Annotated in this window: 22 protein-coding genes; 6 read left to right on the forward strand and 16 right to left on the reverse strand. The window is 44.3% G+C overall.

Features of this window, described 5'->3' with window-relative positions:
* The first annotated feature begins 81 nt into the window (after positions 1-81).
* The 3 genes from F6J90_RS22910 (at position 82) to F6J90_RS22920 (ending at position 7447) form a co-directional block, all read left to right on the forward strand.
* Complete coding sequence (locus tag F6J90_RS22910) at positions 82-4650, forward strand: PAS domain S-box protein (RefSeq protein ID WP_293098688.1); 4569 nt, start codon at positions 82-84, stop codon at positions 4648-4650.
* 230 nt (positions 4651-4880) lie between these two features.
* Complete coding sequence (locus F6J90_RS22915) at positions 4881-5345, forward strand: response regulator (RefSeq protein WP_366513826.1); 465 nt, start codon at positions 4881-4883, stop codon at positions 5343-5345.
* Positions 5342-7447 carry a response regulator gene (locus tag F6J90_RS22920; protein ID WP_293098691.1) on the forward strand — a complete coding sequence of 702 codons (2106 nt, stop codon included), beginning with the start codon at positions 5342-5344 and terminating at the stop codon, positions 7445-7447. Before F6J90_RS22915 ends, F6J90_RS22920 begins: the two co-directional genes overlap by 4 nt.
* A gap of 472 nt (positions 7448-7919) precedes the next feature.
* Here F6J90_RS22920 and xth read toward each other — a convergent pair whose 3' ends face one another.
* The 15 genes from xth to crtD form a co-directional block, all read right to left on the reverse strand.
* Complete coding sequence (gene xth / locus F6J90_RS22925; protein ID WP_293098693.1) at positions 7920-8708, reverse strand: exodeoxyribonuclease III; 789 nt, start codon at positions 8706-8708, stop codon at positions 7920-7922.
* A gap of 296 nt (positions 8709-9004) precedes the next feature.
* On the reverse strand, positions 9005-9988 hold the full coding sequence (locus F6J90_RS22930) for a hypothetical protein (RefSeq protein WP_293098695.1): 984 nt from the start codon (positions 9986-9988) through the stop codon (positions 9005-9007).
* A 1312-nt stretch (positions 9989-11300) separates the two neighbouring features.
* Positions 11301-13118 carry an ABC transporter ATP-binding protein gene (locus tag F6J90_RS22935; RefSeq protein ID WP_293098698.1) on the reverse strand — a complete coding sequence of 606 codons (1818 nt, stop codon included), beginning with the start codon at positions 13116-13118 and terminating at the stop codon, positions 11301-11303.
* Positions 13119-13278: 160 nt separating this feature from the next.
* Positions 13279-13485 carry a hypothetical protein gene (locus tag F6J90_RS22940; protein ID WP_293098700.1) on the reverse strand — a complete coding sequence of 69 codons (207 nt, stop codon included), beginning with the start codon at positions 13483-13485 and terminating at the stop codon, positions 13279-13281.
* Between the two features lie 23 nt (positions 13486-13508).
* A complete protein-coding gene (locus tag F6J90_RS22945; protein WP_293098702.1) occupies positions 13509-14444 on the reverse strand; it encodes a hypothetical protein in 936 nt (311 codons plus the stop codon).
* A 20-nt stretch (positions 14445-14464) separates the two neighbouring features.
* On the reverse strand, positions 14465-14653 hold the full coding sequence (locus F6J90_RS22950) for a hypothetical protein (protein ID WP_293098705.1): 189 nt from the start codon (positions 14651-14653) through the stop codon (positions 14465-14467).
* A gap of 232 nt (positions 14654-14885) precedes the next feature.
* Positions 14886-15098, reverse strand: coding sequence for a lasso peptide (locus F6J90_RS22955; RefSeq protein WP_293098708.1), 213 nt, complete (start codon positions 15096-15098; stop codon positions 14886-14888).
* Between the two features lie 87 nt (positions 15099-15185).
* Entirely contained in the window at positions 15186-15383 is a 198-nt protein-coding gene (locus F6J90_RS22960; protein WP_293098711.1) for a lasso peptide, read from the reverse strand.
* A gap of 87 nt (positions 15384-15470) precedes the next feature.
* Complete coding sequence (locus F6J90_RS22965; protein ID WP_293098714.1) at positions 15471-15668, reverse strand: lasso peptide; 198 nt, start codon at positions 15666-15668, stop codon at positions 15471-15473.
* A 180-nt stretch (positions 15669-15848) separates the two neighbouring features.
* Entirely contained in the window at positions 15849-16004 is a 156-nt protein-coding gene (locus F6J90_RS22970) for a hypothetical protein (RefSeq protein ID WP_293098717.1), read from the reverse strand.
* Positions 16005-16123: 119 nt separating this feature from the next.
* The gene (locus tag F6J90_RS22975) at positions 16124-18142 is read right to left on the reverse strand and encodes a lasso peptide isopeptide bond-forming cyclase (RefSeq protein ID WP_293098719.1); all 2019 of its coding nucleotides are present in this window, start codon (positions 18140-18142) and stop codon (positions 16124-16126) included.
* Positions 18139-18585: a lasso peptide biosynthesis B2 protein gene (locus F6J90_RS22980; RefSeq protein ID WP_293098722.1), complete on the reverse strand. Its 447-nt coding sequence runs from the start codon at positions 18583-18585 to the stop codon at positions 18139-18141. Before F6J90_RS22980 ends, F6J90_RS22975 begins: the two co-directional genes overlap by 4 nt.
* Positions 18569-18874 carry a PqqD family peptide modification chaperone gene (locus tag F6J90_RS22985; protein ID WP_293098725.1) on the reverse strand — a complete coding sequence of 102 codons (306 nt, stop codon included), beginning with the start codon at positions 18872-18874 and terminating at the stop codon, positions 18569-18571. Before F6J90_RS22985 ends, F6J90_RS22980 begins: the two co-directional genes overlap by 17 nt.
* A gap of 1425 nt (positions 18875-20299) precedes the next feature.
* A complete protein-coding gene (locus F6J90_RS22990) occupies positions 20300-21223 on the reverse strand; it encodes a hypothetical protein (RefSeq protein ID WP_293100708.1) in 924 nt (307 codons plus the stop codon).
* Between the two features lie 535 nt (positions 21224-21758).
* Positions 21759-23363 carry a C-3',4' desaturase CrtD gene (gene crtD / locus F6J90_RS22995; protein ID WP_293098728.1) on the reverse strand — a complete coding sequence of 535 codons (1605 nt, stop codon included), beginning with the start codon at positions 23361-23363 and terminating at the stop codon, positions 21759-21761.
* A gap of 153 nt (positions 23364-23516) precedes the next feature.
* On the opposite strand from crtD, the gene F6J90_RS23000 reads away from it, so the two are divergent.
* The 3 genes from F6J90_RS23000 to F6J90_RS23010 all read left to right on the forward strand — a co-directional run bounded on the left by F6J90_RS23000 (position 23517) and on the right by F6J90_RS23010 (position 26514).
* Positions 23517-23798, forward strand: a complete 282-nt coding sequence (locus F6J90_RS23000) for a hypothetical protein (protein WP_293100711.1) — start codon at positions 23517-23519, stop codon at positions 23796-23798.
* Between the two features lie 22 nt (positions 23799-23820).
* On the forward strand, positions 23821-25119 hold the full coding sequence (locus tag F6J90_RS23005) for a pitrilysin family protein (protein WP_293100714.1): 1299 nt from the start codon (positions 23821-23823) through the stop codon (positions 25117-25119).
* Positions 25120-25629: 510 nt separating this feature from the next.
* Complete coding sequence (locus F6J90_RS23010; RefSeq protein WP_293098730.1) at positions 25630-26514, forward strand: fructosamine kinase family protein; 885 nt, start codon at positions 25630-25632, stop codon at positions 26512-26514.
* Between the two features lie 53 nt (positions 26515-26567).
* Here the strand turns inward: F6J90_RS23010 and F6J90_RS23015 are convergent, their stop codons facing one another.
* Positions 26568-26930 (reverse strand): four helix bundle protein, encoded by a 363-nt coding sequence (locus tag F6J90_RS23015; RefSeq protein WP_293098733.1) that lies wholly within the window; start codon positions 26928-26930, stop codon positions 26568-26570.
* Between the last annotated feature and the right edge of the window lie 29 nt (positions 26931-26959).

Here is a 26959-nt window from a genome sequence, read left to right on the forward strand (position 1 = left end):
TCAGTATTACCGTGTTGAGCAACAGCAAACCTAGAGCTGATCATAACTAGGGCTGATGATAACCCGTTTGGAGATTATTTGATGGCACCAGGAGGTGGGGCTGATGAACCAGCAAAGCTAGCAGCCCAAAACTCTTATAAAAGAACTATTGACCCTGAGCTTCAACAGGCGTTTGATGATGTCACAGCATTAGCCGCACAAATTTGCCAAACGCCCATGGCTCTGATTACCCTGATTGACAGTAACAGTCAATGGTGTCAGTCTAATCTGGGCTTAGATGAAACGTCAATAAGTCAAAATACCTTTTTATCCAGCCATCGGATTGAGTCAGCTGAGGTATTGGTAGTTGAGGATACCCTCGCTGATCAACGGTTTGCCGCTCATCCCTTAGTGACTGCTGAGCCTCATATTCGGTTTTATGCTGGAGTTCCCCTAATTACCTCTGAGGGATATGCTCTGGGAACACTTGCGGTCATGGATCAGGTTCCAAAGGAACTTCAGCCTCAACAGTTAGGGGGATTACAAGCCTTAAGTCGTCAACTGATCAGCCAACTGGAGCTAAAGCAACAGTTAGCGGATTTACAGCAGCCTCAGCAAGAAAACCAAGGTCTTGAGAATGAATTGCCCCAGGTTGACCAAGAACTGCTGGATTTTTTAGAAAATGGCTGCGTTGGTCTCCATTGCGTGGATAGCAATGGCATCATCCTGTGGGCTAATCAGGCAGAGTTAGATCTGCTGGGTTACAACGCCCAGGAGTATATCGGTCACCATATTGCTGAATTTTACCCGGAGCAAGAGGTAATTGAAGATATCCTGGCCAGACTAACTGTTAAACAAACCTTAAAAAACTACGAAGCTAGACTCTTGTGCAAAGATGGCTCGATTCGCCATGTCCTGATTAACTCCAATGTCCTCTGGAAAAATGGCAAATTCGTCCATACCCGATGTTTTACTCGTGACATTACTGAATGGAAACGGATCCAGGAAGAACGCGATCGCTTCTTTGACCTCTCGATAGATTTGCTGTGTATAGCGGGTTTCGATGGCTATTTTAAGCGCTTGAGTCCTTCCTTTACTAGCACCTTGGGTTACACCGAAGCGGAACTAAAAAGCACCACGTTTCTGGATTTTGTCCATCCAGATGACCGAGGATCAACTAGGGCGGAAATAGAACAATTGGGGACTGGCATCCCTACTGTCTACTTCGAAAATCGCTATCGCTGTCAAGATGGGTCTTATAAATGGCTAGCTTGGGCTGCAAATCCTGTAGTTAACGATGGTTTAATTTATGCGATCGCAAGGGACATTACCGAGGCCAAACAAAAGCAAGCCAGCCTCGAAGAGAGTGAAGCTCGCTTCCGGATGATGGCTGATCATGCCCCAGTCATGATCTGGATGTCAGGCACTGATAAACTTTATAACTTTTTCAATCAGCTTTGGCTGAACTTCACCGGTAATACCCTCGAACTTGAATTGGGCAATGGCTGGGCTGAAGGGGTGCATCCTGATGACCTAGAGTACTGCTTCCATACCTATGTATCCGCCTTCGACGCCAGAGAAAATTTTCGCATGGAGTACCGCTTGCGACGTAGGGATGGGCAGTATCGTTGGATATTAGATATAGGTACTCCCCGATTTACCCCCAATGGGGACTTTGCCGGTTACATTGGTTCTTGCATCGATATCACTGAGCGCAAACAGGCGGAAGAGGCCCTGCGTAGACAGGGTCTGATTGTTGAAAGTATCTTCGATGGGATCATAATCACCGACTTAGCCGGTAAGATAATTGATTGGAATCCCGCCTCCGAGAGAATATTCGGCTACACGAAAGCTGAGGTATTGGGTAAAACTGCAGGGATTTTGCACCGACCGGAAGAGGCGGCTGTTCTAACCGAGCAGATTATTCAGGGCATGACCAGGTCGGGACGTTGGTCTGGGGAGATTCACTTTATTCGCAAAGATGGCAGGTGTGGGGTGTGTGAAACGGTGGTAGTACCTCTTTATGATCAGCAAGACAATATAGTAGCAACCATTGGTCTAAACCATGATATTACCGAGCGGCAGCAAAATCAGCATAAATTGTATCAAAGCGAGGCTCGCTATCGCGCTATTGTCGAAGATCAAACGGAACTCATTTGTCGTTTCCGTCCTGATGGAACTCTTACCTTTGTCAATGGTGCCTACTGTCGCTATTTCAGCAAATCAGAGAAAGAGTTGATTGGGCAACGGTTTTTGCCATTGATTCCCGATGAGGATCTCAAAAGGCTAGAACAGTGTATTACTTCTCTAAGCCCGCAGAATCCGGTAGAAACGGTTGAACACCGGGTGATTATGCCCACAGGAGAGATTCGCTGGCAGCAGTGGAGCGATCGTGCCATCTTTAACGAACAGGGTCAATTAATTGAGCTCCAGGCAGTAGGGCGGGACATCACTGAACACAAGCACGCAGACGAGCAACTTTTGCAAAAGTCTCAGGCTCTGGAAACCTTCAGTAACAACCTCAAACACCTACATCGGCTGAATACCACCAATTACCAAAACTTTGAGCTGCTGTATGCTGACTATCTGGAGACCGGATGTAAAATTTTAGGGATGCCCACTGGCATTATTAGTCAAGTACACCTTAATTCCTATACTATCCTGTCGGTCAGGTCTGATCTAGAAGGGTTAGTGGCTGGCTCAGAGTTTGAATTAAAAAATACCTATTGTGCTGTAGTCGTTCGGGAAAAAAAGACTATTGCCTATACTCATGTAGGTGACATGGAACTGATGCACGCTCATCCAGTCTACCAAACTCTAAAACTTGAGTCCTATATTGGGACTCCTATATTTGTCTATGGTGAAGTCTACGGCTCCCTGAATTTTTCCTCAACCCAGGTCAGAGAAAGGGATTTCCAGCCTCACGAACGGGAAATTGTAGAATTAATGGCTCAAAGTCTTGGTCGATTAATTGCAGCTCATCAAGCGGAAATAGAGCGCCAACAGGCAGAAGCCGCACTGCTGGAGAGTGAATCGACCCTGCGTAGTTTCTTCAACAGTTCCGCACTATTGATGGGGGTCGTGGAACTTGTGGATGATGACATCCTGCATATTTCTGATAATAACAGTACGGCGAATTTTTTCGGGACTACACCCGAGGCCATGCAGAATCGGTTAGCCAGTGAGTTGGGGGCACCCAAAACTCATATCCGTCGCTGGATTACCCATTACCGAGAAAGCCAACAAAGCAATCAGCCCATTTCCTTCGAGTATGATCACACCACTGAAACCGATACCCGGTGGTTATGCGCCACTGTATGCCCAATTACCGACACAACTACTCCTCGCCCCCGATTTTCCTATGTGGTGGATGACATTACTGACCGTAAGCTAGCAGAGCAAGAACTCCAGCGCCAAAATCAGCGATCGCAATTGTTTTCAGAAATTACCCTGAAAATCCGCCAGTCTCTACAACTGGAGCAGATTTTGCAAACGGCTGTTACAGAAGTGCAACAATTTCTCAAGGCTGACCGAGTTGTACTGTTCCAACTGAGTTTTGATGGCTGGGGGAAAGTGGTTCAAGAAGCAGTAGTACCTGGTTGGCCAATCATGCTCGGACAAAGCATCGAAGATCCTTGCTTTCATGAAGAGTACCTGGAGCAGTATCGTCAGGGAAGGGTTAGCAACATCTGTGACTTAGAAAACTCTGATATCCGAGCTTGCCATGTAGAAATGCTGCAACAGTTTAGGGTAAAAGCTAACCTAGTGGTGCCAATTCAGCAACAAGACAAACTTTGGGGTTTGTTGATTGCCCATCAGTGTGCCAATCCACGACAATGGACTAACTTTGAAAGTGAATTGTTGCAACAACTGGCCGACCAAATTGCTATTGCCTTAGCCCAAGCCCAGCTTTTAGGAACAGAAACCCGTCAGCGTCAGGAACTTGCCCGTTCTAATGCGGAACTGCAACAGTTTGCCTATGTAGCATCCCACGATCTGCAAGAACCCCTGCGCAAGATTCAGGCATTTGGCGATCGCCTTCAGACCAAGTATCATGAACAGTTAACGGAGCAGGGGCAGGACTACCTGAAACGGATGCAGAATGCCGCAGGACGGATGCAGGTCTTAATCAATGACTTGCTTAGCCTTTCCCGGGTGACCACTAAGGCCAAACCTTTGGTTGCCACTGACCTGGCTCAAGTGGTGCAAGAAGTACTCTCTGATTTAGAACTACGTATCCAGCAATCTGGTGGCGTAGTGGAAGTCGGTGAACTACATACTATTGAAGCTGATCCCCTGCAAATGCGTCAACTTTTGCAAAACCTGATCAGTAACGGACTTAAATTCCGACCAGAACCAAGAGGTAACCTCGTTAAAATTTATAGCCAACTGCTTCAGGAAAGTGTTCCCTTAAGTTATGGAGGCGCAACCGTTAATGAGCGTTGTCAGATCATAGTCGAAGACAATGGTATTGGGTTTGACCCCAGGTATCGCGATCGCATTTTCCAAACCTTTCAACGGCTCCATGGTCGCAGCGAATATGAAGGAACCGGTATCGGTCTAGCTATCTGCCGTAGAATTGTTGAGCGCCATAATGGTAGCATCATGGCAGAAAGCATACCAGGACAGGGGGCTAGGTTTATTGTTAGGGTGCCGATTAAACAAAGTTGAAGATTTAATATTGAAGGTTAAAGGTTGAACGTGATCCCGTGGCCTATTGGCCAAGGTTGAACGTGATCGCGTGGCCTATTGGCCAAGGTTAAACGTTAAATAATGAAAACATACTAGTAGTTGAGTGACTAATCAATAAAATACCTCAAATTTATCCCTTTCTACTTCATAATTACTTCATAATTACTTTATAATTCCTTTATAATTTTTGGTCGAGGAGATAATGCTTAGTGAATGAAAGCCAAAATCCCGTGGTAATTTTAATGGCAGATGATGATCCCGATGATTGCCTTTTGGCAAGGGAGGCTCTCTTAGAGAGTCAGCTGAGCAATGAGCTATACTTTGTCAGTGATGGCGAGGAATTAATGGATTATCTGTATCACCGTGGTAAACACAGGCAGGCGAGTAGATCCCCTCGTCCAAGTTTAATCCTACTGGATTTGAATATGCCGAAAAAAGATGGTCGTGAGGCCCTCAGAGAAATTAGGGCTGATCCTAAGCTACGAGCTATACCAGTTGTGGTGCTGACTACCTCAAAGGCTGAAGAAGATATTTATCATAGTTATAACTTAGGAGCAAATTCTTTCATCGTTAAGCCTGTAACCTATAGTTCCCTAATTGAGGTGATGCAAACGTTAAAAAAGTACTGGTTGGACATCGCCGAATTGCCCCCGGAAGGGAATAGACTGCCATGAGTAAATGCTCACAACCGAAAGCTGAAAGTTCTGATGTTTCTTCTGATTTTTCTACTGTATCACTAAAGACTGATCCATTCAGGACTATTTCCAAAACCGACCCTCATCAATGTTCGTTGATCACAAACCTGGCAAATTGCTTACCCAAATCAGAACTCAGAACTCACCACTCTCGACTAATTTCCTTCGATTCCTTCGGTGCCAGACCAATGTACAACCCTTTGGTTAATGTATTACTCATTGATGATGACGAAGATGACTATATTCTAACTCGTGATTTACTGTCGGAAAACCAGAGCGCTAGATTTACCTTGACTTGGGTGGGAACCTATGCTAAAGGCTTAGAAATGATTGGTCAGAACCACCATGATGTTTATCTACTGGACTACCGTCTTGGTGAGCATAATGGACTTGAACTCCTGCGTGAAGCCATTGCCAGGGGGTGTACAGTACCGATTATCCTCCTAACTGCTCAGGGAGACCATGAGGTTGACATGGAAGCCATGAAAGCTGGGGCAGCAGATTACCTGGATAAGAGTCAGCTCAGAGCACCTTTACTGGAGCGTTCCATCCGCTATGCCCTTGAGCGCCAGCAAGCGCAACAAAAAATTCGGGAACAAGCCGCGTTGTTGGATGTGGCAACCGATGCCATTCTGGTTCGCGACCTAGACAATACTATCTCATTTTGGAATAAAGGAGCGGAGTCTCTATACGGTTGGCAGGCAGCAGAAGTTATTGGAAAAAAAGAGCATCTACTGTTGTACCAACAAGCACCAGCGGAGCTAGCCGAGGCAGACCAAAGTGTTGCCAAAACGGGGGAGTGGTATGGTGAGTTGGATCAAGTCACCAAAGATGGCAAGGAAATCATTGTTGAAAGTCGCTGGACTTTGGTGCAAAATCATCAGGGACAGCCCAAATCAATCTTGATTGTCAATACTAATATCACTGAGAAGAAACAACTCGAAACCCAGTTTCTCCACGCTCAGCGCATGGAGAGCATTGGTACCTTAGCTGGGGGCATTGCCCATGATTTGAACAACTTATTAGCTCCTATTCTAATGTCCGCTCAACTGTTGCAGCTTAAAATCTCAGATCAGCGGCATTTGCAACTCCTAAAAACTGTAGAGAATAATGCTAGGCGGGGGGCTGGTTTAGTCAAGCAAGTTTTATCCTTTGCTCGGGGTGTTACAGGTCAACGAACGGTTTTACAAGTCAGGCATTTGATTAGGGAAATTCGCCACATTATCCTAGAAACATTTCCCAGATCCATTGAACTGTCTACAGATATAGACCCTAATCTTTGGTCTGTATCTGGAGATGCCACACAACTGCACCAAGTTTTGATGAACCTCTGCATCAATGCTCGTGATGCTATGGTTGATGGTGGAACGTTGACATTGTCTGCTCAAAATATTTTTTTAGATCAAAACTATGCCAGGATGCATATTGATGCCGATGTCGGTTCCTACATTGTGGTGACCGTTGCTGATACTGGCATTGGTATTCCCCTGAAAATACAGCCAAGAATTTTCGAGCCATTTTTCACTACCAAAGAAATCGGTCAAGGTACAGGACTGGGTTTGTCTACTGTCAGAGGTATTGTTAAAAGTCACGGCGGTTTTGTGAATGTGTATAGTGAAGTGGGCGTAGGTACTCACTTTAAAGTATATTTGCCAGCAGTAGAACACTCCCCAATTCCTGCCGAGGAAGAACTAGAACTACCGACAGGAAACGGTGAGTTGATTTTAGTGGTGGATGACGAAGCTGCTATTGGTGAGATTACCAAGACGTCCTTAGAAAACTATGGCTATCGGGTGATGACTAGCAGGGATGGTAGGGAAGCGATCGCACTCTATAGGCAACATCAGCATGACATTAGATTGGTGTTGATGGATATGATGATGCCGGTTATGGATGGACCAACAACCATCCTTCGATTGCGAGAAATTAACTCGCAGATCAAAATTATTGGCATCAGTGGGTTGCCGATCAGTGATAAAGTCGATGCGGCGGCTGAGGCTGGGGTTAAGACATTTTTGTCCAAGCCTTACACCGCTAAGCAATTATTGCAGGCTATTGATGGTGTGCTTAAAGGTCATTAATTGTGGTGAGTATAAAGTTCTGGGTTTTTCGGAGCAGGGAGCAGGGAACAGGGAACAGGGAACAGGGAACAGGGAACAGGGAACAGGGAACAGGGAACAGAAACATTTCTTACCCTTTACTTCGACTGCTATAATTGTTAATTATAATTGTTAATTGTTGATTTTAGTTGTGTAAGCATTAAGCTATCAGCTATCAGCTGAACTGCTACAGATGCAGGGTAAACGAATCTAATTTTTAGATTCCTATATATAGTGCTTAGTGAATTCAATTAACACTATATGTAGACAATTTATTGTCAATAAGCACTATAAGACCCAGTTTATTGAGAACAACCCCAGGTTTATTGACAAGATACGCTTACCCTGGCTACAGATGGTGCTACTTGAGGTACTTTTATTCAAAAGCTGACGGCTGACCGCTGATAGCTGATAGCTTAATGGCTTTTGCCTTTAAAACTTGACTAAAACTTGACTAAAACTTGACGATTACAGGGGCATGGTCGCTAGGTTTATCTAGTTTTCTCGGTTCTATGTCAATGGTACAACTAATCGCTTGATTGTAAAGATTGGGGGTTAGGTAGATATGGTCAATGCGCCAACCCCGATTACCCCGAAAGGCACGGGTGCGATAGTCCCACCAACTAAAATTCCCCCCTTCTTTGGTAAATTTGCGAAAGGCATCTGCTAAACCTAGGTCTAAGACCGATTGTAGGGCTTGACGTTCTATTGGGGAGGCCATGATGTGGTTTTCTTTGCCTTTAGGATCATGAATATCCCGGTCTTCTGGGGCAATATTAAAGTCCCCACATACACAAAGTTCATGGGACTGTTCTTTTAGGATACTGTGTAAATAGTCCCGCAGTATCTTCAGCCAACGCAGCTTGTAGTCATACTTCTCACTGTTCACGGAAGCCCCATTGGGAACATAGAGGTTAACAATGCGGACGCCGTCTACTGTAGCACTAATCACTCGCTTTTGTTCATCTAAGTCCCCGACCTGAGCTGTATCCAACACCGCAGCAAAGCCAGTAGTTACTTCTGTGGCTGGTTTTCGGCTAAAGATGGCTACACCGTTATAGGATTTTTGCCCAGAAATATAAAGGTAATACCCCAATTCTTCAAAAAGCGATCGCGGAAACTGAGCATCGACTACTTTAGTTTCTTGCAGGCAAAGCACATCTACTTGGGTACGTTGCAACCAATCTATTACTTGAGCTTGGCGACTCCGAATTGAGTTGACGTTCCAGGTAGCGATTTTCATTAGTCCTACAGTGATTAGATTTAGTCTAGAACAGACAGTAACTACGTCTACGCCAGCGTTGGGCAGCAGGATAAGATACCTTCCACTCAGACACGAAAACCAGACTACCATAGTTTTAAACAAGCTAGTTTAGCGGTAAAGGAATAGATATCACCTCGGACAGATTAAAGTAAACCCCTTCAACTAGTTTGAAGGGGTTTATTACAGTTTTTGATAACAGTTGATTAGGAGCTCGACGTTTTTTTGAGTAATGGATAATCGGGCTTTGGGTAATTCGTCATGTTACCTGTTACCTTTTAGCTTTGGCCTTGTATAAATTGGTGTTCTGCCACCAACCTCCCTAACTCTGGCAACAAAGCCAAGTTACGAGGTCGCTGGAGACGATAGACACTACACTTATTGGCAAGCTGAGCGCACTGAAGAAGATGGGATGCTTTCTCAGAGTCAAATAAGCTGTTTAGACGGGAGTGACGGGATAGTTCCATCACCGCCTCCTGAAGTTTCAGAGGCTTAATACTCAACTGTAAACCTGAAACCAGGACATAGATGCACCGGATTGGTAGTAGCGCTTGGGTTAAATCCTGATTTAACTCATAGCCAGGTTTATTTAACTTCGGTACCAGCAGACCCAGCTTATCCTGGTCATATCCCAAAACCTTAGCCACTTCTTGACTCAGTTTAATTTGAGGAAAGCTAGGAGCAACTTTCGCTGTCCCCTGATTCAACGTCACAGGTGCAACATCATCAGTGATGATTCTGTATCCCTGAGTATGGAGTGCAGCAGCAATTGAAGACTTACCTTCACCGGAATTACCCAAGAAAACAACCGCACCACCATTAATATTGACTACACTGGCATGTAGCACCAACAATCCCCGCTGATAGAGCAGAATCGCCATCACAGTTCCGACTAGAGCCATTTGAATGCGGCTAAGGGTGGCTTCTGCTGCGGGAATGATCATAATCATGTTTCCCCCCTGTACCAGAAACAGCCCTGTATCTTTGAGATAAATCACCGCCTCCTCTGGACTCAACTGGAAAGCCATCGGCTGCTGGATAACTTCCTTTGGAATATAGTCACTGATTTTGCGATCGCATCCCGTATTGTAAGCATTACTCTCAATGTGAATCGTCACATCACACTTTACTGCTGCTGGGATAAACTCTGGGATTGGTAGTGCCGAGTGGATTCCCAAACCATAAGCAAAATAAGAAAACAGCTTTTGCTTTTTGCCACCCAAAACTTGGAAATCGACTAATTGGTTGTCAATTTCCGACATATCGCCAACTGAACACTTAGATAGTCTCTTAGAGATTGTGCCATTCAAACTCATAATTAATTTCTCAAATAACTATTTTTGTAGATGCAATCACAAGAAACTGATGCAGCAGTTTCTTGACTCCCCTTGATCAGCCATTCCAGTTCAGAACTTACCCTTGCATCCGTTGCTCAAGCCTAATTGTAGGGGCGCAAGGCTTGCTCCCTCACTATATGTAGCTAAGTTTTAGCTATTATGGTTTAGTAATTAGCTTTTTAAGCTAAAAATCTCCTAGCAAATTATCGTTAATAAAGCCCAATAAATTGCTTAACTTATTAAGATTAATTACGCAATAAAAACGTAAAACCAAGTCTTTTAGTAAGGATTCAGCTATCAGCTATCAGCTATCAGCTATCAGCTATCAGCTATCAGCTATCAGCTATCAGCTATCAGCTATCAGCTATCAGCTATTAGCTATTAGCTTTGGGCCAAGGCTCACGCTACGGTAATGGCTCAGGGCTGACGGCTGACCGCTGATGGCTGAATGCTTACGTCTTTTATATTTCAATAATCCCCCTAAATCTACCTGAATAAGGGAATTGAGGGTTTTCATTAGTGATTTGAGATATAGTACTGGTTCCAAATACCATTCTAAAATTTGGTTCACAGTCCATAGCTCATCAATCTAATGGCAGATTTTCACCCCGGTAGCATTTAGACTGTCTTCAACGGATTTAGCTTGATAATTTTAGCCCTTCAAGTCAATTAAACTGTATCCTAATTAATCTATTTTTTCCACAAATACCTAAAATATTAATAAAACTTAAATTCTTTACCAAAATAAAAATAAGCTAAAATAATTAGCGATTATTATAGATTTTACAAATGATATGTAAACCGATAGCGTTATTTTTTTATAATTAAAAAAACTCGGTATTCTTTACCCCTGTTAGCAGATACCGAGTTCCGTGTTACCTAAAGGCTTTAATTTTATGTTCACATCTCAAATGGAAATGCTATAGCAGTTCTCAATTGGGTGAGGTACCTCGTCCTAGGGAGTAGGGAGTAGGGAGTAGGGAGTAGGGAAGTCGGAAGGTAAGCATTCAGCGGTCAGCAGTCAGCGGTCAGGTTATTTTATTCAAAGGTGCGCTTTCCGCATCTAATTATTAAATTCGCCACGGGTCGCACCTAAAAGCACCGATTGCGCTACGGGCACGCTGCGCGAACAGTACCGTGGCACAGGCTTCGACCCTGGGACGCATAAGCTAATAGCTGATAGCTGATAGCTAATAGCTGATAGCTGATAGCTAATAGCTGAATGCTTACCTTCAAGTTAGCGATAATTTTTAGCCTGAGTTTCAAACAAATGGGCATAAGTACCATCTAACTGCATCAGTTCTGCATGGGTACCGCTTTCTACAATTGAACCTTGGTCCATCACATAGATCCGGTCAGCCATTTTGACAGTAGATAAGCGATGGGTGATCAGAATAGCAGCTTGATCTTCGATCAGTTCGCGGAATTTCATAAACACCTCGTATTCTGCCTTAGGATCCATAGCAGAGGTAGGCTCATCTAATACAATAACCTGAGAGTCTCGTAGAAAAGCTCGTGCTAACGCTATTTTCTGCCATTGACCAATACTGAGTTCTTCCCCTTGGTCAAACAATTTCCCCAGCATAGTATTATACCCTTGGGGCAAACTAGTAATAACTTCATCAGCACCAGAACGACGAGCAGCATCAATAATAGTTTCGTGATCTCGTGGTAAATCAATGTCCGCTAACCAGATATTTTCCTTAGCTGTGAAATTATATTTAGCGTAGTCTTGGAAAATCACACTGATTTGGCGGCGTAAGTCAGCTATTTTAAAATTGCGGATATCAATCCCATCAATGGTGATGCTGCCAGCGGTTGGATCGTACAAACGACACAAGAGTTTAATTAAGGTTGTTTTACCGGAACCGTTTTCTCCCACTAGCGCGATAGTTTCCCCTGGTCGCACTGTGAGGTTGATGTTTTTAAGTGCTTGACGAGTTGTAGTACCGTATTGGAAACTAACATGTTCGAAAACAATACCACGGCTCATGGAGTGGGGAATTGGTTTGGGATAAGTTGGTTCAACAACGTTAGGTTTTAGATCCAGAAATTCGTAGAGGTTAGCTAAGAATAAGTTATCTTCATAAAGACCAGATATACTAGTTAGTAACCCTCGAATATTATTTTGTCCCCGCTGCAACGCTTGGTGATAAAGCACTAAATCTCCTAAGCGCAAATCTCCATGAACAGTTTGATAGACAATAAAGCCATAGACAGAAAAGATTAACATTCCTGCAACGGCTTGAGCACCGAAGTTAGCAAAGGAGCGTCCAGTGGCAATGGCTACTTTTTCTTTATATAGTTGCTCTCGGATGCGACGATACCAGTCAGTAAAGAAAACCCCTAAATCAAACAACCGAATTTCTTTAGCAAACTGGTCTGAGGTTAGCATGTAACCTAAATACATGGATTGCCGTTCCATGGGTGTTTTTTTACGCTGCCAACGATAGATAACCCGAGAGTATTTTACCCGCACCACCATCGCGGGCATGGCAGCAATAAATAAAATCCCAGCAATTCCCCAATGGAGGGAGAGTAATAAACTCACCATCGCCAACAAGGAAATACTATTTTGAGCTATCTGTGTGACACGATTTAGGACTCGGGGCGGTCGGTAGGGCGCTTCTTGTTGAGCTCGTTGTAACGTATCGTAGTATAGGGCATTTTCATAGTACTCCAAGTCAGCTTCAAGGGATTTACTATGAAGAATCCCTTGCATGTAGTCAGTCACTCGCTGAGAATGAGCAGTATTGACTACTTCAGTTAATGAGTTCAAAAGAGTAGTGACAAGTGTAACTGTACCGGCTAAGATAAGGAAAAGTAAAACATCACTAAATACCGCTTGTTTATCAGCATTAAGTAATCCGTCAGTTACTGTATCAATTATTAATTTGGTAAGATAAATTGATAGTAGAGGTAATATCCCCTGAACCAGCAAAAGTCCTACGCGAGTTCCTGTCAAAAAGGGACTGCTTTGCCAGACTAGACGCAGTGCAGGCAAAAGGCGTAATGTTTGCTGGATTTTTGTTCTTAAAGTTTTGCCTGCTCCCATTTTTTGTGTTAAAGTTTAGTTGGTTTAAAGTTAGTTGTTTGAAAGTTGAAGGTTAGTTGGTTGAAGGTTGTCTGTCAGAATTAAGAATGTAGAATGTAGAATGTAGAATTAAGAATGTAGAATGTAGAATGTAGAATTTCAAATTCTTAATTCTTAATTCTTAATTCTTAATTCTTAATTCAAAAATATTGTTCGCCTTTGGCGTTCCCGTAGGGTAGGTTAGTTGGTTGAAGGTTAGTTGGTTTAAGGGGTGAAGCTTTACTAGACCTCTTGCAAAAGTATTATCTTCTTGCAGTCGTGAAGGTAAGAAACCACGCCAGTTGCTGATCTGATGCCCTATCTCCCCATCTCCCCACACCTCCCACACTTCCTACACCTCCCTATCTTTTCCTATTCCCTGTTGCCGACTTCTGCAAGAAGTCTAGTGTTGAGGGTATTGTTTTTACTACTATCAGAAGTAGTTATTTCTTCGATATCTTTCTCCACCAAGGCCACTAGATCAGGAAGTTCCATTAGATTAGGCTTTCTGGTGAAGCGACAGATAGATACAGTCTTGATTAGACTGGCGCATTGACGCAGATGAGTACTGACACAGTCTGGAGCGATTAGCACATCTACATCACGGCTATGACGGACTACTTCAGGGAAAGCTTGTTGAGGCGTTAGCTTGGTAATCTGATGTTCGTCTCCCTTGGCCAATACATAGAGCCGCTTCAGGGGTACAGCAGTGCGTTGAAACCCATGAGTGAATGTGTAGGAAAGCTTTGGTGCGTTTGGGTAAAGAGGAGGTAAGTTCTTAGAATTGTGTCCTAGAGAATCAGCTGCTGATGGCCAAAGTTTAATCTGAGGGAAGCTAGGAATAATTAAAGGATATCCTTCATCAAGGTTGACAGGCATGACATCATCAGTTATAATCTGATAACCCTTCCGATGAAACGCTCCTGCTAAGGTGGATTTACCCCAACCTGACCCACCCATGAATGCGATCGCTTGATTGTTGACCACAATGCTGCTAGCATGGAGCACTAGCAATCCCCGCTGTCGCAGCACCACAGACATACAAGCTCCAAGGATGTTAGGGCTTAGCTTGGACTGGTCTGCTCCTGTCACAGGTTCGATAGTAATCTCTCGCCCATCTTCAATCAAAACCTTTGCTTTGCCATGCAATTCCCCAAGGACACGGTTGCTCCAATTGGCTGTTTCTGGAGGAAGATGACTCAATTTCCCTAAACGTATAATCACATCAGGGGAACCATCAGAGTCCATTAGCTCGGGTAAGGGAATCTCTGAGTGAATACAAAGGTTGTAGGCCGTATAGATGTACATGATTGATACTTAGAAGCAGGTTAAATTTGATCGGAGAACTTGATAGCAGAAAAGGCGGCGTTGGTTAATAATGGAATGATTTTAAGAGTGAGGTGGAATAGGCATCTTGCCTGTTCGAGTTTTGTGGAATAGGCATCTTGCCTGTTCGAGTTTTGTGGAATAGGCATCTTGCCTGTTCGGGGATCTTTTGGTGCGGGCAGGATGCCCACTCTACTCCTATTCATTCAAAGACTGACGCAACGCCGAAAAGGCGTCCCCTAACTCTAGCCAAGACCCTTCTGCTGAGTAAATCTTGCAGCACTAACGAGTTGGGGAGTAGTGCTAGGCAATCAAGGTGGGAGTTGCCTAGGGATGATCTTGGTAGTAGTAGATAACGCCTTTGTCGCCCTTGGTGATGGGGCTACTCATATTGATTACTCACCATCACCAGTGGTAATCGTTTTATGGTAGACGGTCTTCGAGTTTGAAGGGATCACAATTACCATTGTTATCGCAGTCTAGGCTGATTGAGTCATCGGATGTAGGAGGAGCATTTGGATCCAAATTACCATTAAAAATCAGGACATCTGCAATCCGATCAGGCCCACTGATTTCGGTGAGCTCCTCAATAGAACCGTGAACAATCATCTCTGGAGTAGTGTAGGTCTTTTGCATGGTGTTACTTTCCTTGTACTTTTTGTGGTTTAAGGTAGTGACACCCTGAGTTAAACTATTGATTACTCATGATCAGTAGTAATCCTGTTACGGTAGTTGGAACGGATCACAATTACCATTGTTATCGCAGTCTAGGCTGCTTGAGTCATCTGATGTAGCCTGGGGATTAGCGACATCACCATTGAAAATCAGCACATCTCGAATGTGATCAGGCCCAGTGACTTCAGTCAGCTCCTCAATGGTGCCGTGAACAATCATTTCTGGTGTAGTGTAGGTCTTTTGCATGGTGTTACTTTCCTTGTACTTTTTGTGGTTTAAGGTAGTGACACCCTGAGTTAAACTATTGATTACTCATGATCAGTAGTAATCCTGTTACTGTAGTTCGAACGGATTACAATTACCATTGTTATCGCAGTCTAGGCTGATTGAGTCATCTGATTGAGCCTGGGGATTATTCAAATCACCATTGAAAATCAGGACATCTGCCATCCGATCAGGTCCACTGATTTCGGTGAGCTCTTCAATAGAACCGTGAACAATCATTTCTGGTGTAGTGTAGCTTTTTAGCATGGTGTTAATTTCGTTGTACTTATTGTGGTTTCAGGTAGTCACACCCTGATTTAAACTATTAATTACTCACTAATTACTCACTATCACCAGTAGTAATCCTGTTACGGTTGTATAGACTCAACACAATCCTCACTAGTGCAGTTTATGCTCTGTGAGTGATCTGATTGAGCCGTAACATCACTATGGTAGGGTGATGCTCTGTGAGTCATCTGATTCAGCTATCACCTGACCACCGACAATCAAGACATCTGAAATGTGATCAGGTCCATTGATTTCGGTCAGCTCCTCAATGGTGCCGTGAACAATGATCTCTGGTGTAGTGTAGGTTTTTAGCATGGTTTTATTTTCCTTTTGCTGATAGTAATTTAAGGTAGTTACAGCCTGAATTGGACTTACGGTGTTTCAAAGGTTGTGCCCAAACCACAATCCCAAGTAGATTCCCTGCCAAGTTAGACTTAGGGTGTCGCTTGGGTGCGGTCAAGCCACAAGGCCAAGATGATTCCCTGCCAGACTGTCATGCAGTCTTTTTCTCGCACCCTGCCTCCTGAGGTCATGCGTCGATGAACTTGTCTCAGAAAGTCTGTGTCAACGTACCCTTCAATGAGTTCAAGCTTATTCAAGATCACGTCGTCGAACACCTGACGATTTAGGGTGAGCAGACCGTGAATAAAGTTTGGACCCATATGGGCTTTGCCTCCTCGCCACTGGACAGCTTTTGGTAAAATATCTGCCATCCCACGACGCAACACCATCCGACTCCATCCCTGGTAGAGTTTCTGCTCGGAAGGTAGTGCTAGACAGAATTCAAGTACCCGCTTATCCATAAAGGGATGACGAGCTTCGAGGGAAAATGCAGCATTGTAGCGGTCGAGCTGCTCTAGAATCAGGGGAAATATACCTTGGCTTAGATTACGCCAGTGGTCTTCTCTGACTGTGAGTGATGGTTGATCTGACTTATCCAATGCTTGGATACGCTGATCAATACCAATGCGTTCAGCAAAGTTGCGGTTAACCAAAGGTGCAACAGGAGTAGCTGACTTGTCTTGTCTGCGCCACTTTCGCCAAAGTTGCTTGATTGCTTCTGGAACTAACGCCTTGAGTCCATGATTGACCAACAGGTGCTTACGGGAGATGCCAAAACGCTTGTGAATCTGATGTACAGCTTTACCAAAGGCAATCCACCGTAACTGCTTTGCCAGTGTTTTTAGGTGTAGGATACTGTAGTGTTTAATCAGCCTTTGGGGTGAGTTACCAAAATGTTGGGAAAATGCTTCAGCCTCCTGGACAAAGGTTTCCCACTGTCCTTGATGGGCTAATTCTGTCAATCTAGACACACCATGAAACACGACATTATCGCCATCGAGACCATCTAAAACAATTCGCATCCCTGCTTGCTGAGCAGCTTGACTCAGTCGCCAAGGATAATGATGACTTGGACCAAGTAAGGCTTCGTCTTCATACTGCCAAATGTCGTCAATGTCTGACAGCGGACCAAACTGATCAGCATGGACATAGTGGGGAATCAGTCCACCCTGTTCTAAAACGGCATTGATGAAGGGACGTTCATCACATTCAGTGACTTTGTCAAAAATGTTGGAGAAGCTGTGGAGTTGAGCTTCTCCTGCTTCAGCTAGTAGTTTCCTGGCTACACAAGTGATTGAGGAAGAATCTAATCCACCGCTCAAGTGAGAACCAATGGCAAAAGCACTACGAAGACGACAACGAACTGCTTCGGTAAAGATGTCACGAAATGCTTTAGCATAGGCTTCGTCAGAGTCTAAGATCAGCTCACGATTGGGGTCTAGAGACCAGTAACAGTTTAGCTCTATGCCTGACTGACTAACGACCATGGTGTGAGCAGGAGGAAGCCGCAGAATGTTGTCATAGGTGGTGATAACTTTGTCTTCCATCATCAGGGCGACATAGTCAGCCATCCTGACTTCGTTAAGACGCTTTGGCACGAAGGGTAAACAGAAAAGTGCTTTGATTTCGGAGGCAAAAATAAACCCTTGACCGGATTGGTGATAGTAATAGAAAGGCTTAACCCCAACATGGTCTCTAGCACAGAAGAGGATCTGCTTGTGCTTATCCCAGATAGCGAAGGCAAAGTCACCTAATAGTTTTTCTGGACACTGCTCTCCCCATTTTTCATAAGCTGCTAATATCAGTTGGCTATCGGTAATTTTTTCGGCTGGATGGTGGTTTAACTCTAGAGCAACAATCAGTTCATCTCGATTATCAATCCGAGCATCAGCAGTAATAACTAGATTTCTGGAGTGATTAACTAGAGGTAACTTTTCCAGCAGCGATTCAGGGGTAGTCCAAAGCATCCGATGACCGAGACCAACAGACCCCTGGCACCAGATATCTGCTCCGTCTGGTCCCCGGTGGGCAAGGATATCTAACATTTGCCCAATATTTTCCCGGTCTATTGGTTCGTGGTCGAGGTAGTAAATCCCGACAATGCCACTCATAGTTTGCCTCCTTTAAACGATGGTAGTGGGGTAAACCGTGAAAGGTCTCTGAGATAGCCGATCACAACCTGTCCTTGGTTTTCCACCCATGCATGAGCTTCTAATTTTCCTCCCTCCCCTTTGGCAACACCAATTCTGAGTTGAGGGGAGTAACCACAGCGACTCATCAGTACTTGTGTGGTTAATGCTCTAGCTAAACACTTCACACCACCTGGCATGTAGCGACTGCTAAGATTAACAGCTCCGACAATTTTGCTTAGGTTAGTTTGGTTTACGCCTTGAGCTTTAGGCGATGGCTGACTGATTTTTGCTAACAGTCGCCGCAATGTCTGAAATGGTAGTAACCATAGCGCTAGTCTGATTAATCCTAGTAAAATGAACGTGTTAATTACAAGTTGACGTTCTCTACTAGTAAGGCGCAAAAACTTACGCAACCGCTTCATCTTTTACCTCAATTAGCCCAACTGCTGCGAATTCTTGGAGTAATGCCAACAGATCGCGATCGCATTTTTCCGGCTCAACTTCATATTCTGTTAGCAGTGCATTCTGAATTTCCTCTAAAGTTTTAGGTTCCTGGATCAGATTCCAGATGCTAGCACCTACTGTATTCAAGCCATAGTAAACTCCGGACTTCATGTCGAGGATGATTGCCTCTCCTCCGAGATCAGAAGATAGTTGCTCTTGAGTTGCTACTACAATTGAAGACTTTGAGATAGTACAATCCAAACTCATGATTTTTTATTCTCCAATTAATTATTGCTGTTATATAAGATTATTGAGGGAATTATCTGGGCTTATAATTAATGGATTGAGAGTAATTACCCAAATTCCTATCGTTGATTAGCCCTGACCGTGTCTTGATGCAATAGCGAGTGGGGGTTCCCCCCAAGACCGCACTGCATCGCTTGTTAAAATTAGTAAAGTCATGGTATAGTAGATACATAAATTGATCAGTTTGAGGAGTTAGTAGTGAGCTAGTTGCTCTAGTATTGCTTGCTCTAGTATTGAGCGATAAGCGCGTTTAGAAACGAGTTGTGAAAATTCATAACCCCAAAATCATTGCTAGTGCGGTCATCCTGCTCCCGCTAGAGTTCGCAACCTATTTATAATTGCTGTAAGCCAATATGCATTTAAATTTCAGTCCGATCCACTTGTGCAAAAGCAGGTCTACCATCTCCCCATTTTGACCTATTCCTATCAGCCCATATTCACAATTTAAATGTATAAATATTGTGTGAATAGTTTGTGAATATTGGTATTTATAAGATTAAGTTACAGCATTTATACTGTTATGAATAAGTCAGAATTGTTCGGGAGTAATACTATTTAAAATTTAAGTTTTTTGATTTAATTTAACTGTAGCGTAATTCATCCCATAGTTAAACTAATTGTCGGAGATTTTAATAAAACTTTAATTCTTTATTGAATTAATAAAAAAAGATATCAAACTATGTAAATTATCCCCTTGATGATGTAAATAGTAAAACTCTTTTATGGGATAAAAGTAAATTTCCCAGGTTGGAGGTGGAGTTAAAGAGCGATCGCATTTTAATCCGATAGACAATCCCCCACACATTTGGAGCAACCTGTTTTAACATTGGTTCAGAGCCACCGAAATCAGCTGACAATAAATTCATAATTAACTCTAATTAACTTTATGTTGTAATCACGTTAATTTTTCCTTGCCTTCAATTAAATGTTCTCTCCCTTGCTAGTAAATTCCGGACAGTTTTTCAGAAAAACTTTTGCTGCCATATAAGGTCAGTATCAGGTCAGTGAAGCTAACAGCCTATGCGCTACTTGAGGTGCTACTTGAGGTGCTAAGGGGGTTTTTATCTGGGTTGTAAACACAATTCTTGCTGAAAAAGGCAATAGGCATGCTAGCAAAAGGCAAGAGGGTAAAGAGATACAGAGTTTTATCGTCCAAGAAAAAAAGACCATACAGGTTTACATCTCATTTGGAAACGCTATAACAGCCTTTAGCTTTGAGCTAGTGTTCTGGTAGCTGCAGTCGTAAATAAAAACCGCAAGTAGGAGCGCACGGCGTGCGCCCCTATCAGATAAGCGGGTTTGGTGACCAGTTTTGCGTCAGTCTTGACCTAGTGATACCGAAATACCACCGCCATACCACCGCAATACCATTGAACGGTAACAGTATCAATCCGATCGACTGTCTCCAAACCTTTCCAACAATTCCTGACGGGACAAGTTGGACAGGTTAAGCAGCACCTGAGTACGGTCTGTGATCGGCAACTGCATCAAAGGCTCAATTGTCCGGGATAATTCGAGATCAAGAGTGCCAAACCGCCCTGCTAGTAGATTTTCCACCATCAGGCGCTGTCCGTCTAAATTTCCTTGTTCTCTTCCTTGCTCTAAGGTTTCTTCCCGCCAACGCAAATAAGCTGGTGATAAATTCATAATTAACTCCCTCTCGTCTTCAGTTAAATCTTCACTTCCCTCTATTTTGATGCGCCAGTTGGCTAGAATCTCTAATATGTTGCCCCGTAAGGGGTGTCCGACCGGTAGTGCTAGCAACTCATTAATGGCTTGGCTTTGAGTCTTATCCCGTCCCAAAATTCTTAACCAGAGGGTTTCTTCGGTAACAGGTAGCTGGTTAATGGCTACCAGGGCTGTGTTGAACCACTCAGGCAAAAAGTAAACTCCTGCAACCCAATCACCGGAATCACTAAGTTTTGCACCAAAGCCGTTCAACAGCTGGGCTGAACAGGAAGGAGACAAAATCCATAAACAGGGCAAGTCGGTTTCACTGACAGGGTTTTGCTCTCGTCGTGCCTTGCGGTGCAGGTCACTGTAGAGGGCAAACAACTTCAGCAGGCAATTACGCACTGCCATAATTCCTGTGGCATTGCGGAACGGTTCCAACAAACAAGCAGTTGATGCCATCTGACCGAGCAATCCGATGTCCTGCGGTGCTGTGGATTCAGAAGCTGTTGGTAGAAACCAAATATCGACTTGACGAACTTCACTGGTTAGTTCTCGGCTGACTTCTACCTGACCGTGAGGTGTTAACAACTCCGTTAGATACTGTTTGGCAAATTGATCATGAGGCTGTCGGGTCATTAATCCTAACTCTTTGGGGTTGGTGTTAGCTTCTAGCAAAAGAAGCCCCACAACGAACATGCGCAGCATGAGTGTGGGATGAATTTTGCACAAGATATTTATGTAATAGGGAACAATTACGATTGAAGATCGCCTATAATAAAAGAAGTAGGGAAGACAAATTAAGAGCTAACCGCCACCTACTTACTAAAAATAGAACTTATTTATTGTTCCGGCGGGTCGGGGCATCCCGGAGAGGAAACCTTAGAATAGGGCAGCCTTAATCATAAAGTTTTAACCCTTTACCCATAACCGACTAACCATAAAGGCTGCCCTATTCTTGCGGTAACTTCTGACCGTGTCGTTAATAAAGCTTACCGAATATCCGTTCCCGTTAGGTGGAGTTGGTAAGAAGCCCACACTGTAATCTTTGATGAGCGTGTGGGAGTATGTCACTAGCCTTTCACAGCTGGTCTGGCAAAAAACAGATCCCATGGATCTTGACATTTGAGACCTTTACCCCTTTACCCAAGCTAGGGGAACTTCCCTTGCGCCCCTACAAGCAAAATGATGTCTCAATCTGCCGTACAGCGGTAAGGGCAGAATAACTTACCCCAGCTGTTCCTTCCCCTGGATGAGTCGAGTCTCCTACTAACCACAAACTTTTGCAGGGTGTGCGAGTGGCAAAGCCAAAGGGCCCAAAGGTGGGTATCCGTTGCCCTATCCCTCCCACAATGCCTTGTTCTCTGGCAGTATAACGGGCAAAGGTGCGAGGGGTTGCTGCTTCTTGGTGAATGATGGTCTCTGGTGTTAAATCAAAGTATTGACTAAGACGTGCGATCGCATTTTCTGTATACTCTTCCTTTAAGCGGTCATAGTCTTGCTTGGATCCCCGCCACCACATGGCAGCATCGGTAAAGGATGAGGCAGTAATGGTAGCTTTTCCCTCTGGTGCTCGTCCATCTCCTGGCTTACTAACCGAAATAAACAAGGAATTATTCTCGCCAATTGGTCCATCGTAGTCATAGAGAAACTGAAGATGGGGAGGGCAACCATCAGGAATTGCACGTTTATCTACCCCAAGATAGATGACAAACGCACCGGATGGTGAATTTAACTTATCGACTCGATACTTATAGCCTGCCATCGAGTAGCCTGACATCGAGGTTCCAGGGAATGTATGTAGATTATTATCTAATAATTTGACTAGGTTTTGCACGGTAACGTTGGCAACTACCTCATCCGCTGGTTCTGTCCACACTTCCCCAGTTTTCTGATTGCGAATCCTGACACCAGTCGCTTTAGCAGCTGATGTTTCGATCTGTTCAACGGTGTGGCGCATTAGTAGCTTACCCCCCCATTTTTCCAGGGCTTCTACTAAGCGATCGCTTAACACTTGCATACTACCTTGGAGATGAAATAACCCTTGGGGTTCCTGGGAAACTCCTAAGGCTGTTGCTGCATACAACAGTGCTGTCTGATCAACATCGACTTGGGAATAAAGCTTCAGCTGCAAATCCAGAAAGGTTTTCAGACGCTTATTGCCATATAAGCCATATCCTCGCAACCCATCCGCTACGGTCATGAAGGTAAAGGGTAGGGTAATTAAGGTATCCGGACGCACTGCTGAGGTTAGTTGCCACAAGTCCCATAAATTACGAGGTGGTAGCACTGGGTCACGGGATTGGAACTTCCAACTGGCATTGAATAAGGTTGCCATCAGTTGCCAGAAGGGTTCACTACCGGGAAACTGGTGTTCTCGTTCTCTTTTCCATTGCTCCGGGTTCCGCCAGATATTAATCGGTTCAGTTTCACCAGGAAGAAATACGGCACAAGCAGGGTCACAGGGGGTAGCGGCTGGCAGGTCTACTTCCAGTTCATCAAAGATGCGTTTGTGAATGCCACCAGGTTCCAAGCCAGCTACCTGGGTCGCGCCCACATCGAAGGTAAAACCCCGACGTTTGAAGGTAGAGGCGCATCCTCCTGGTACTAGGGCTTGGTCTAGTATTACAACATGGTAGCCTCGGCGAGCGAGGAGTGCTCCAGCGGTTAGTCCACCAATTCCTGCACCGATTACTACTACTTTTTTCTGGACTTTTTTCTGCGGGAATTTTTTCTTGGAGTATTGTATCTTACCTTTACCGCCCTGAGTGCTTACCATGCTGCTTTATTTGCATTTCTTAATGTTTCTTATCATAATTCTACCTTGAGTCATGGTGTTTGGGAGTGGGGAGATGGGGAGATGGGGAGATGGGGAGATGGGGAGATGGGGAGATGGGGAGGTGGGGAGATGGGGAGATGGGGAGATGGGGAGATGGGGAGATGGGGAGATAGGGAGATAGGGAGTGAATTCTTGTCTACTGTTCCCTGTTCCCTGTTCCCTGTTCCCTGTTCCCTGTTCCCTGTTCCCTGTTCCCTGTTCCCTGTTCCCTGTTCCCTGTTCCCTGTTCCCTGTTCCCTGTTCCCTGTTCCCTGTTCCCTGTTCCCTGTTCCCTGTTCCCTGTTCCCTGTTCCCTGTTCCCTATTCCCTGTTCCCTATTCCCTTTGCTATATCAAAAACGCGATATCAAACCGAAAGATTACTATTAATAAATAGTGGTCAATTAGTGATTAATTTAATGACTTCCAGTTTGCTCAATACTCCCTCCCTCAATGCTCCGACTGTTGAAAGGCTACCGAATGGGTTAACCATTGTGGCGGAGCAGATGCCTGTTGAAGCTGTTAATCTGAATGTTTGGATTAATGTCGGTTCCGCAGTGGAATCGGATCAGATTAATGGTATGGCTCATTTTCTGGAGCATATGGTGTTTAAGGGCACACCAAAATTGCAAAGTGGTGAGTTTGAGCGGCTGATTGAGCAACGGGGTGCGGTAACCAATGCGGCTACAAGTCAGGATTACACTCACTATTACATCACTACAGCTCCTAAAGATTTTGCCCAGCTGGCACCATTACAGCTAGAGGTGGTACTCAATCCTAGTATTCCTGACCATAGCTTTGAAAAGGAGCGCATGGTAGTTTTGGAAGAAATTCGCCGTTCCCAGGATAATCCCCGCCGCCGCACCCATAGATGGGCAATGGAAACTACCTTTGACCAGTTACCCTATCGACGTCCTGTGCTTGGACCTGCCTCGGTGATTGAACAACTCCAGCCTCAACAGATGCGTGACTTTCATGGTAGGTGGTATCAACCAGGGTCTATGACTGCCGCAGTGGTGGGGAATTTGCCAGTGACGGAATTAATTGAAATTGTCAGCAATGGATTTAGTCAAGCACAGCCAAGGCCGAGAGAAAATAGAACAAATCTTCCCCCTGAACCAGCTTTCGAGAAGATTGTCCGTCGGGAGTATGTGGATGAGTCTTTACAACAAGCGCGGCTGGTGATGGTGTGGCGGGTGCCTGGTATACCTGAGTTGAAGGAAACCTATGCTTTGGATGTGCTGGCAGGAATTTTAGGACGAGGTCGTATGTCCAGGCTGTTTAGGGATTTGCGAGAAGAACGGCAACTGGTTACTCAAATTGGGGTTAGTAATATCACTCAGCGGCTGCAAGGGGTGTTTTATATTTCTGCTAAACTGCCAGCTGAGAATTTGGCAGAGGTGGAGAATGCGATCGCAAAACACATCCATCGCTGTCAGACAGAATTGGTATCAGACTCAGAGATTGCTCGGATTCGTACCAAAGTGGCCAATCAGTTTATCTTTAATAATGAAAAACCAAGCGCTCGCACCAGTTTATATGGTTACTATTACTCCCAACTAGGGGATTTAGAACCAGCACTGAATTACCCTAGTCATATTAAATCAGTTAGTGCTGTTGATATCCAAAAGGCTGCACAGCAGTATCTGTCTCCCCATGGGTATGGTATTGTGATCGCAAAGGGAACAGCGGATCTGGGAACAGGGAGTAGGGAGTAGGGAGTAGGGAGTAGGGAATCGGGAATCGGGAATCGGGAGTCGGAACCCACCCCTAACCCCTCCCAGGAGGGGAACGGGAATCGGAACCCACCCCTAACCCCTCCCAGGAGGGGAACGGGAATCGGGAATCGGGAATATGGCATCAAAAATTACCACAATTCCTAAACGGATTGCTATAGCATCAAGCCAGTAAAAAAGTGGGTGCGTTAGGGACGGGCTCGCCAAGACGCAAGCCATAGCAAGTGTTGGGACAGTCCGTCCCGTAACGCACCACCGCGTCAAATAGCATGCATTGAGATGCACCCGTTGGTGCTGAGTTGATTTTACAGTCAACTATCAACGGTCAACACATTCCTTTTTTGCTGAATTGTTGCTGAATTCAAAATTATCTATAGCATTTATCCTACTATCCTACTTATAAGGTATAGTCAATTTTATTCCTCCTACTCCCTGTTCCCTACTCCCTACTCCCTACTCCCTACTCCCTACTCCCTACTCCCTACTCCCTCTATGTGGAAAGAAATTGCTGACCAGATCAGCCAAGTCACCGGTGAAACCTTTGAGATTAACCAGCGCCAATCTGTTAGTGGTGGCTGTATTAATCAGGGTTATGCTCTGGTCGGTAAGACTAATAAGTATTTTGTTAAACTCAATGCTGCTTCTCAAGTCTATATGTTTGAGGCCGAAGCCCTGGGTCTCAAGCAGATGGTGGCAACTCAGACTATCCGAATCCCCAAACCAATTTGCTATGGTACTGCCGTGGATTGTTCTTATATTGTCTTGGAGTGGCTAGACCTTGGTGGCGGTAACAGTACCGAGTCTTGGGTAAAAATGGGACATCAGTTAGCAGCCATGCATCAGGCTGCTACTCCCCAAGGTTCAACCGAGATGGGTAAGTTTGGTTGGAATCAAAATAATACGATTGGTTCGACACCACAAGTTAATCAATGGATGTCGGATTGGGTAGAGTTTTTTGTGGAGTATCGCCTCGGTTATCAGTTTCAGCTAGCACGGCGTCGCAGTGGTCATTTCCCCAAACAAGACCAATTACTGGCAGAAGTTCCTAAATTACTGGATCATCAGCCTCAACCATCGTTAGTACATGGTGATTTATGGGGTGGTAATGCAGCTATTACGATGGCGGGAGAACCAGTAATTTTTGACCCAGCTACTTATGTAGGCGATCGCGAAGTTGATATTGCCATGACCGAATTGTTTGGTGGTTTCCCAGCAGCATTTTATCGAGGCTATAACGAGGTGTGGCCCTTAGAGCAAGGTTACAAACGGCGGAAAAACCTCTATAACCTTTACCACATCCTCAATCACTTTAATCTGTTTGGTAGTGGTTATGAATCCCAAGCTAACCGGATGATTGATCAGATTTTGAGGGATTAACTTAGCTTGAAATAGGGAACAGGGAACAGGGAACAGGGAACAGGGAACAGAAATCAGGTTTCTAGCTTTTTAATAAGAGCAATAATCATTCGACTCTCTTCTCGAAGCAAAGAACTAATCAATTCTAGCTCTTTTTGATTAGATAATCCTACTCTTTGAGATAAAAGAATATGTGTTTGTAATTCGTTAATTGACCCTTGGGCAATGTTCAAAAATCTGATATATTCAGGTGTTGATCGTCTTCCGTACCCCTCTGCTATATTAGCTGGAATAGATGCTGCAGCTCTTCTTATTTGTTGCACCATACCATATAACTCGTCTTTAGGAAAGAGTTTAGTCAAAAAATCACACTTTTCTGCTATATCCATACCTTTTTGCCAAATTTTTAAGTCTTTAAAATCATGTATTGCTGACATTTAAAAATCTCTCAACTTACTCCTATTTT

The sequence above is a fragment of the Moorena sp. SIOASIH genome, assembly GCF_010671925.1.
GTDB lineage: Bacteria > Cyanobacteriota > Cyanobacteriia > Cyanobacteriales > Coleofasciculaceae > Moorena.

Excerpts from the sequence above, each read along its gene's own strand:
- F6J90_RS22910 (WP_293098688.1), top strand. The coding sequence starts at position 82 with ATGGCACCAGGAGGTGGGGCTGATGAACCAGCAAAGCTAGCAGCCCAA.
- F6J90_RS22920 (WP_293098691.1), top strand. The coding sequence starts at position 5,342 with ATGAGTAAATGCTCACAACCGAAAGCTGAAAGTTCTGATGTTTCTTCT.
- xth (WP_293098693.1), bottom strand. The coding sequence starts at position 8,708 with ATGAAAATCGCTACCTGGAACGTCAACTCAATTCGGAGTCGCCAAGCT.
- F6J90_RS22930 (WP_293098695.1), bottom strand. The coding sequence starts at position 9,988 with ATGTCGGAAATTGACAACCAATTAGTCGATTTCCAAGTTTTGGGTGGC.
- F6J90_RS22935 (WP_293098698.1), bottom strand. The coding sequence starts at position 13,118 with ATGGGAGCAGGCAAAACTTTAAGAACAAAAATCCAGCAAACATTACGC.
- F6J90_RS22945 (WP_293098702.1), bottom strand. The coding sequence starts at position 14,444 with ATGTACATCTATACGGCCTACAACCTTTGTATTCACTCAGAGATTCCC.
- F6J90_RS22955 (WP_293098708.1), bottom strand. The coding sequence starts at position 15,098 with ATGCAAAAGACCTACACTACTCCAGAGATGATTGTTCACGGTTCTATT.
- F6J90_RS22960 (WP_293098711.1), bottom strand. The coding sequence starts at position 15,383 with ATGCAAAAGACCTACACTACACCAGAAATGATTGTTCACGGCACCATT.
- F6J90_RS22965 (WP_293098714.1), bottom strand. The coding sequence starts at position 15,668 with ATGCTAAAAAGCTACACTACACCAGAAATGATTGTTCACGGTTCTATT.
- F6J90_RS22970 (WP_293098717.1), bottom strand. The coding sequence starts at position 16,004 with ATGCTAAAAACCTACACTACACCAGAGATCATTGTTCACGGCACCATT.
- F6J90_RS22975 (WP_293098719.1), bottom strand. The coding sequence starts at position 18,142 with ATGAGTGGCATTGTCGGGATTTACTACCTCGACCACGAACCAATAGAC.
- F6J90_RS22980 (WP_293098722.1), bottom strand. The coding sequence starts at position 18,585 with ATGAAGCGGTTGCGTAAGTTTTTGCGCCTTACTAGTAGAGAACGTCAA.
- F6J90_RS22985 (WP_293098725.1), bottom strand. The coding sequence starts at position 18,874 with ATGAGTTTGGATTGTACTATCTCAAAGTCTTCAATTGTAGTAGCAACT.
- F6J90_RS22990 (WP_293100708.1), bottom strand. The coding sequence starts at position 21,223 with ATGACCCGACAGCCTCATGATCAATTTGCCAAACAGTATCTAACGGAG.
- crtD (WP_293098728.1), bottom strand. The coding sequence starts at position 23,363 with ATGGTAAGCACTCAGGGCGGTAAAGGTAAGATACAATACTCCAAGAAA.
- F6J90_RS23000 (WP_293100711.1), top strand. The coding sequence starts at position 23,517 with ATGGGGAGATGGGGAGATAGGGAGATAGGGAGTGAATTCTTGTCTACT.
- F6J90_RS23005 (WP_293100714.1), top strand. The coding sequence starts at position 23,821 with ATGACTTCCAGTTTGCTCAATACTCCCTCCCTCAATGCTCCGACTGTT.
- F6J90_RS23010 (WP_293098730.1), top strand. The coding sequence starts at position 25,630 with ATGTGGAAAGAAATTGCTGACCAGATCAGCCAAGTCACCGGTGAAACC.
- F6J90_RS23015 (WP_293098733.1), bottom strand. The coding sequence starts at position 26,930 with ATGTCAGCAATACATGATTTTAAAGACTTAAAAATTTGGCAAAAAGGT.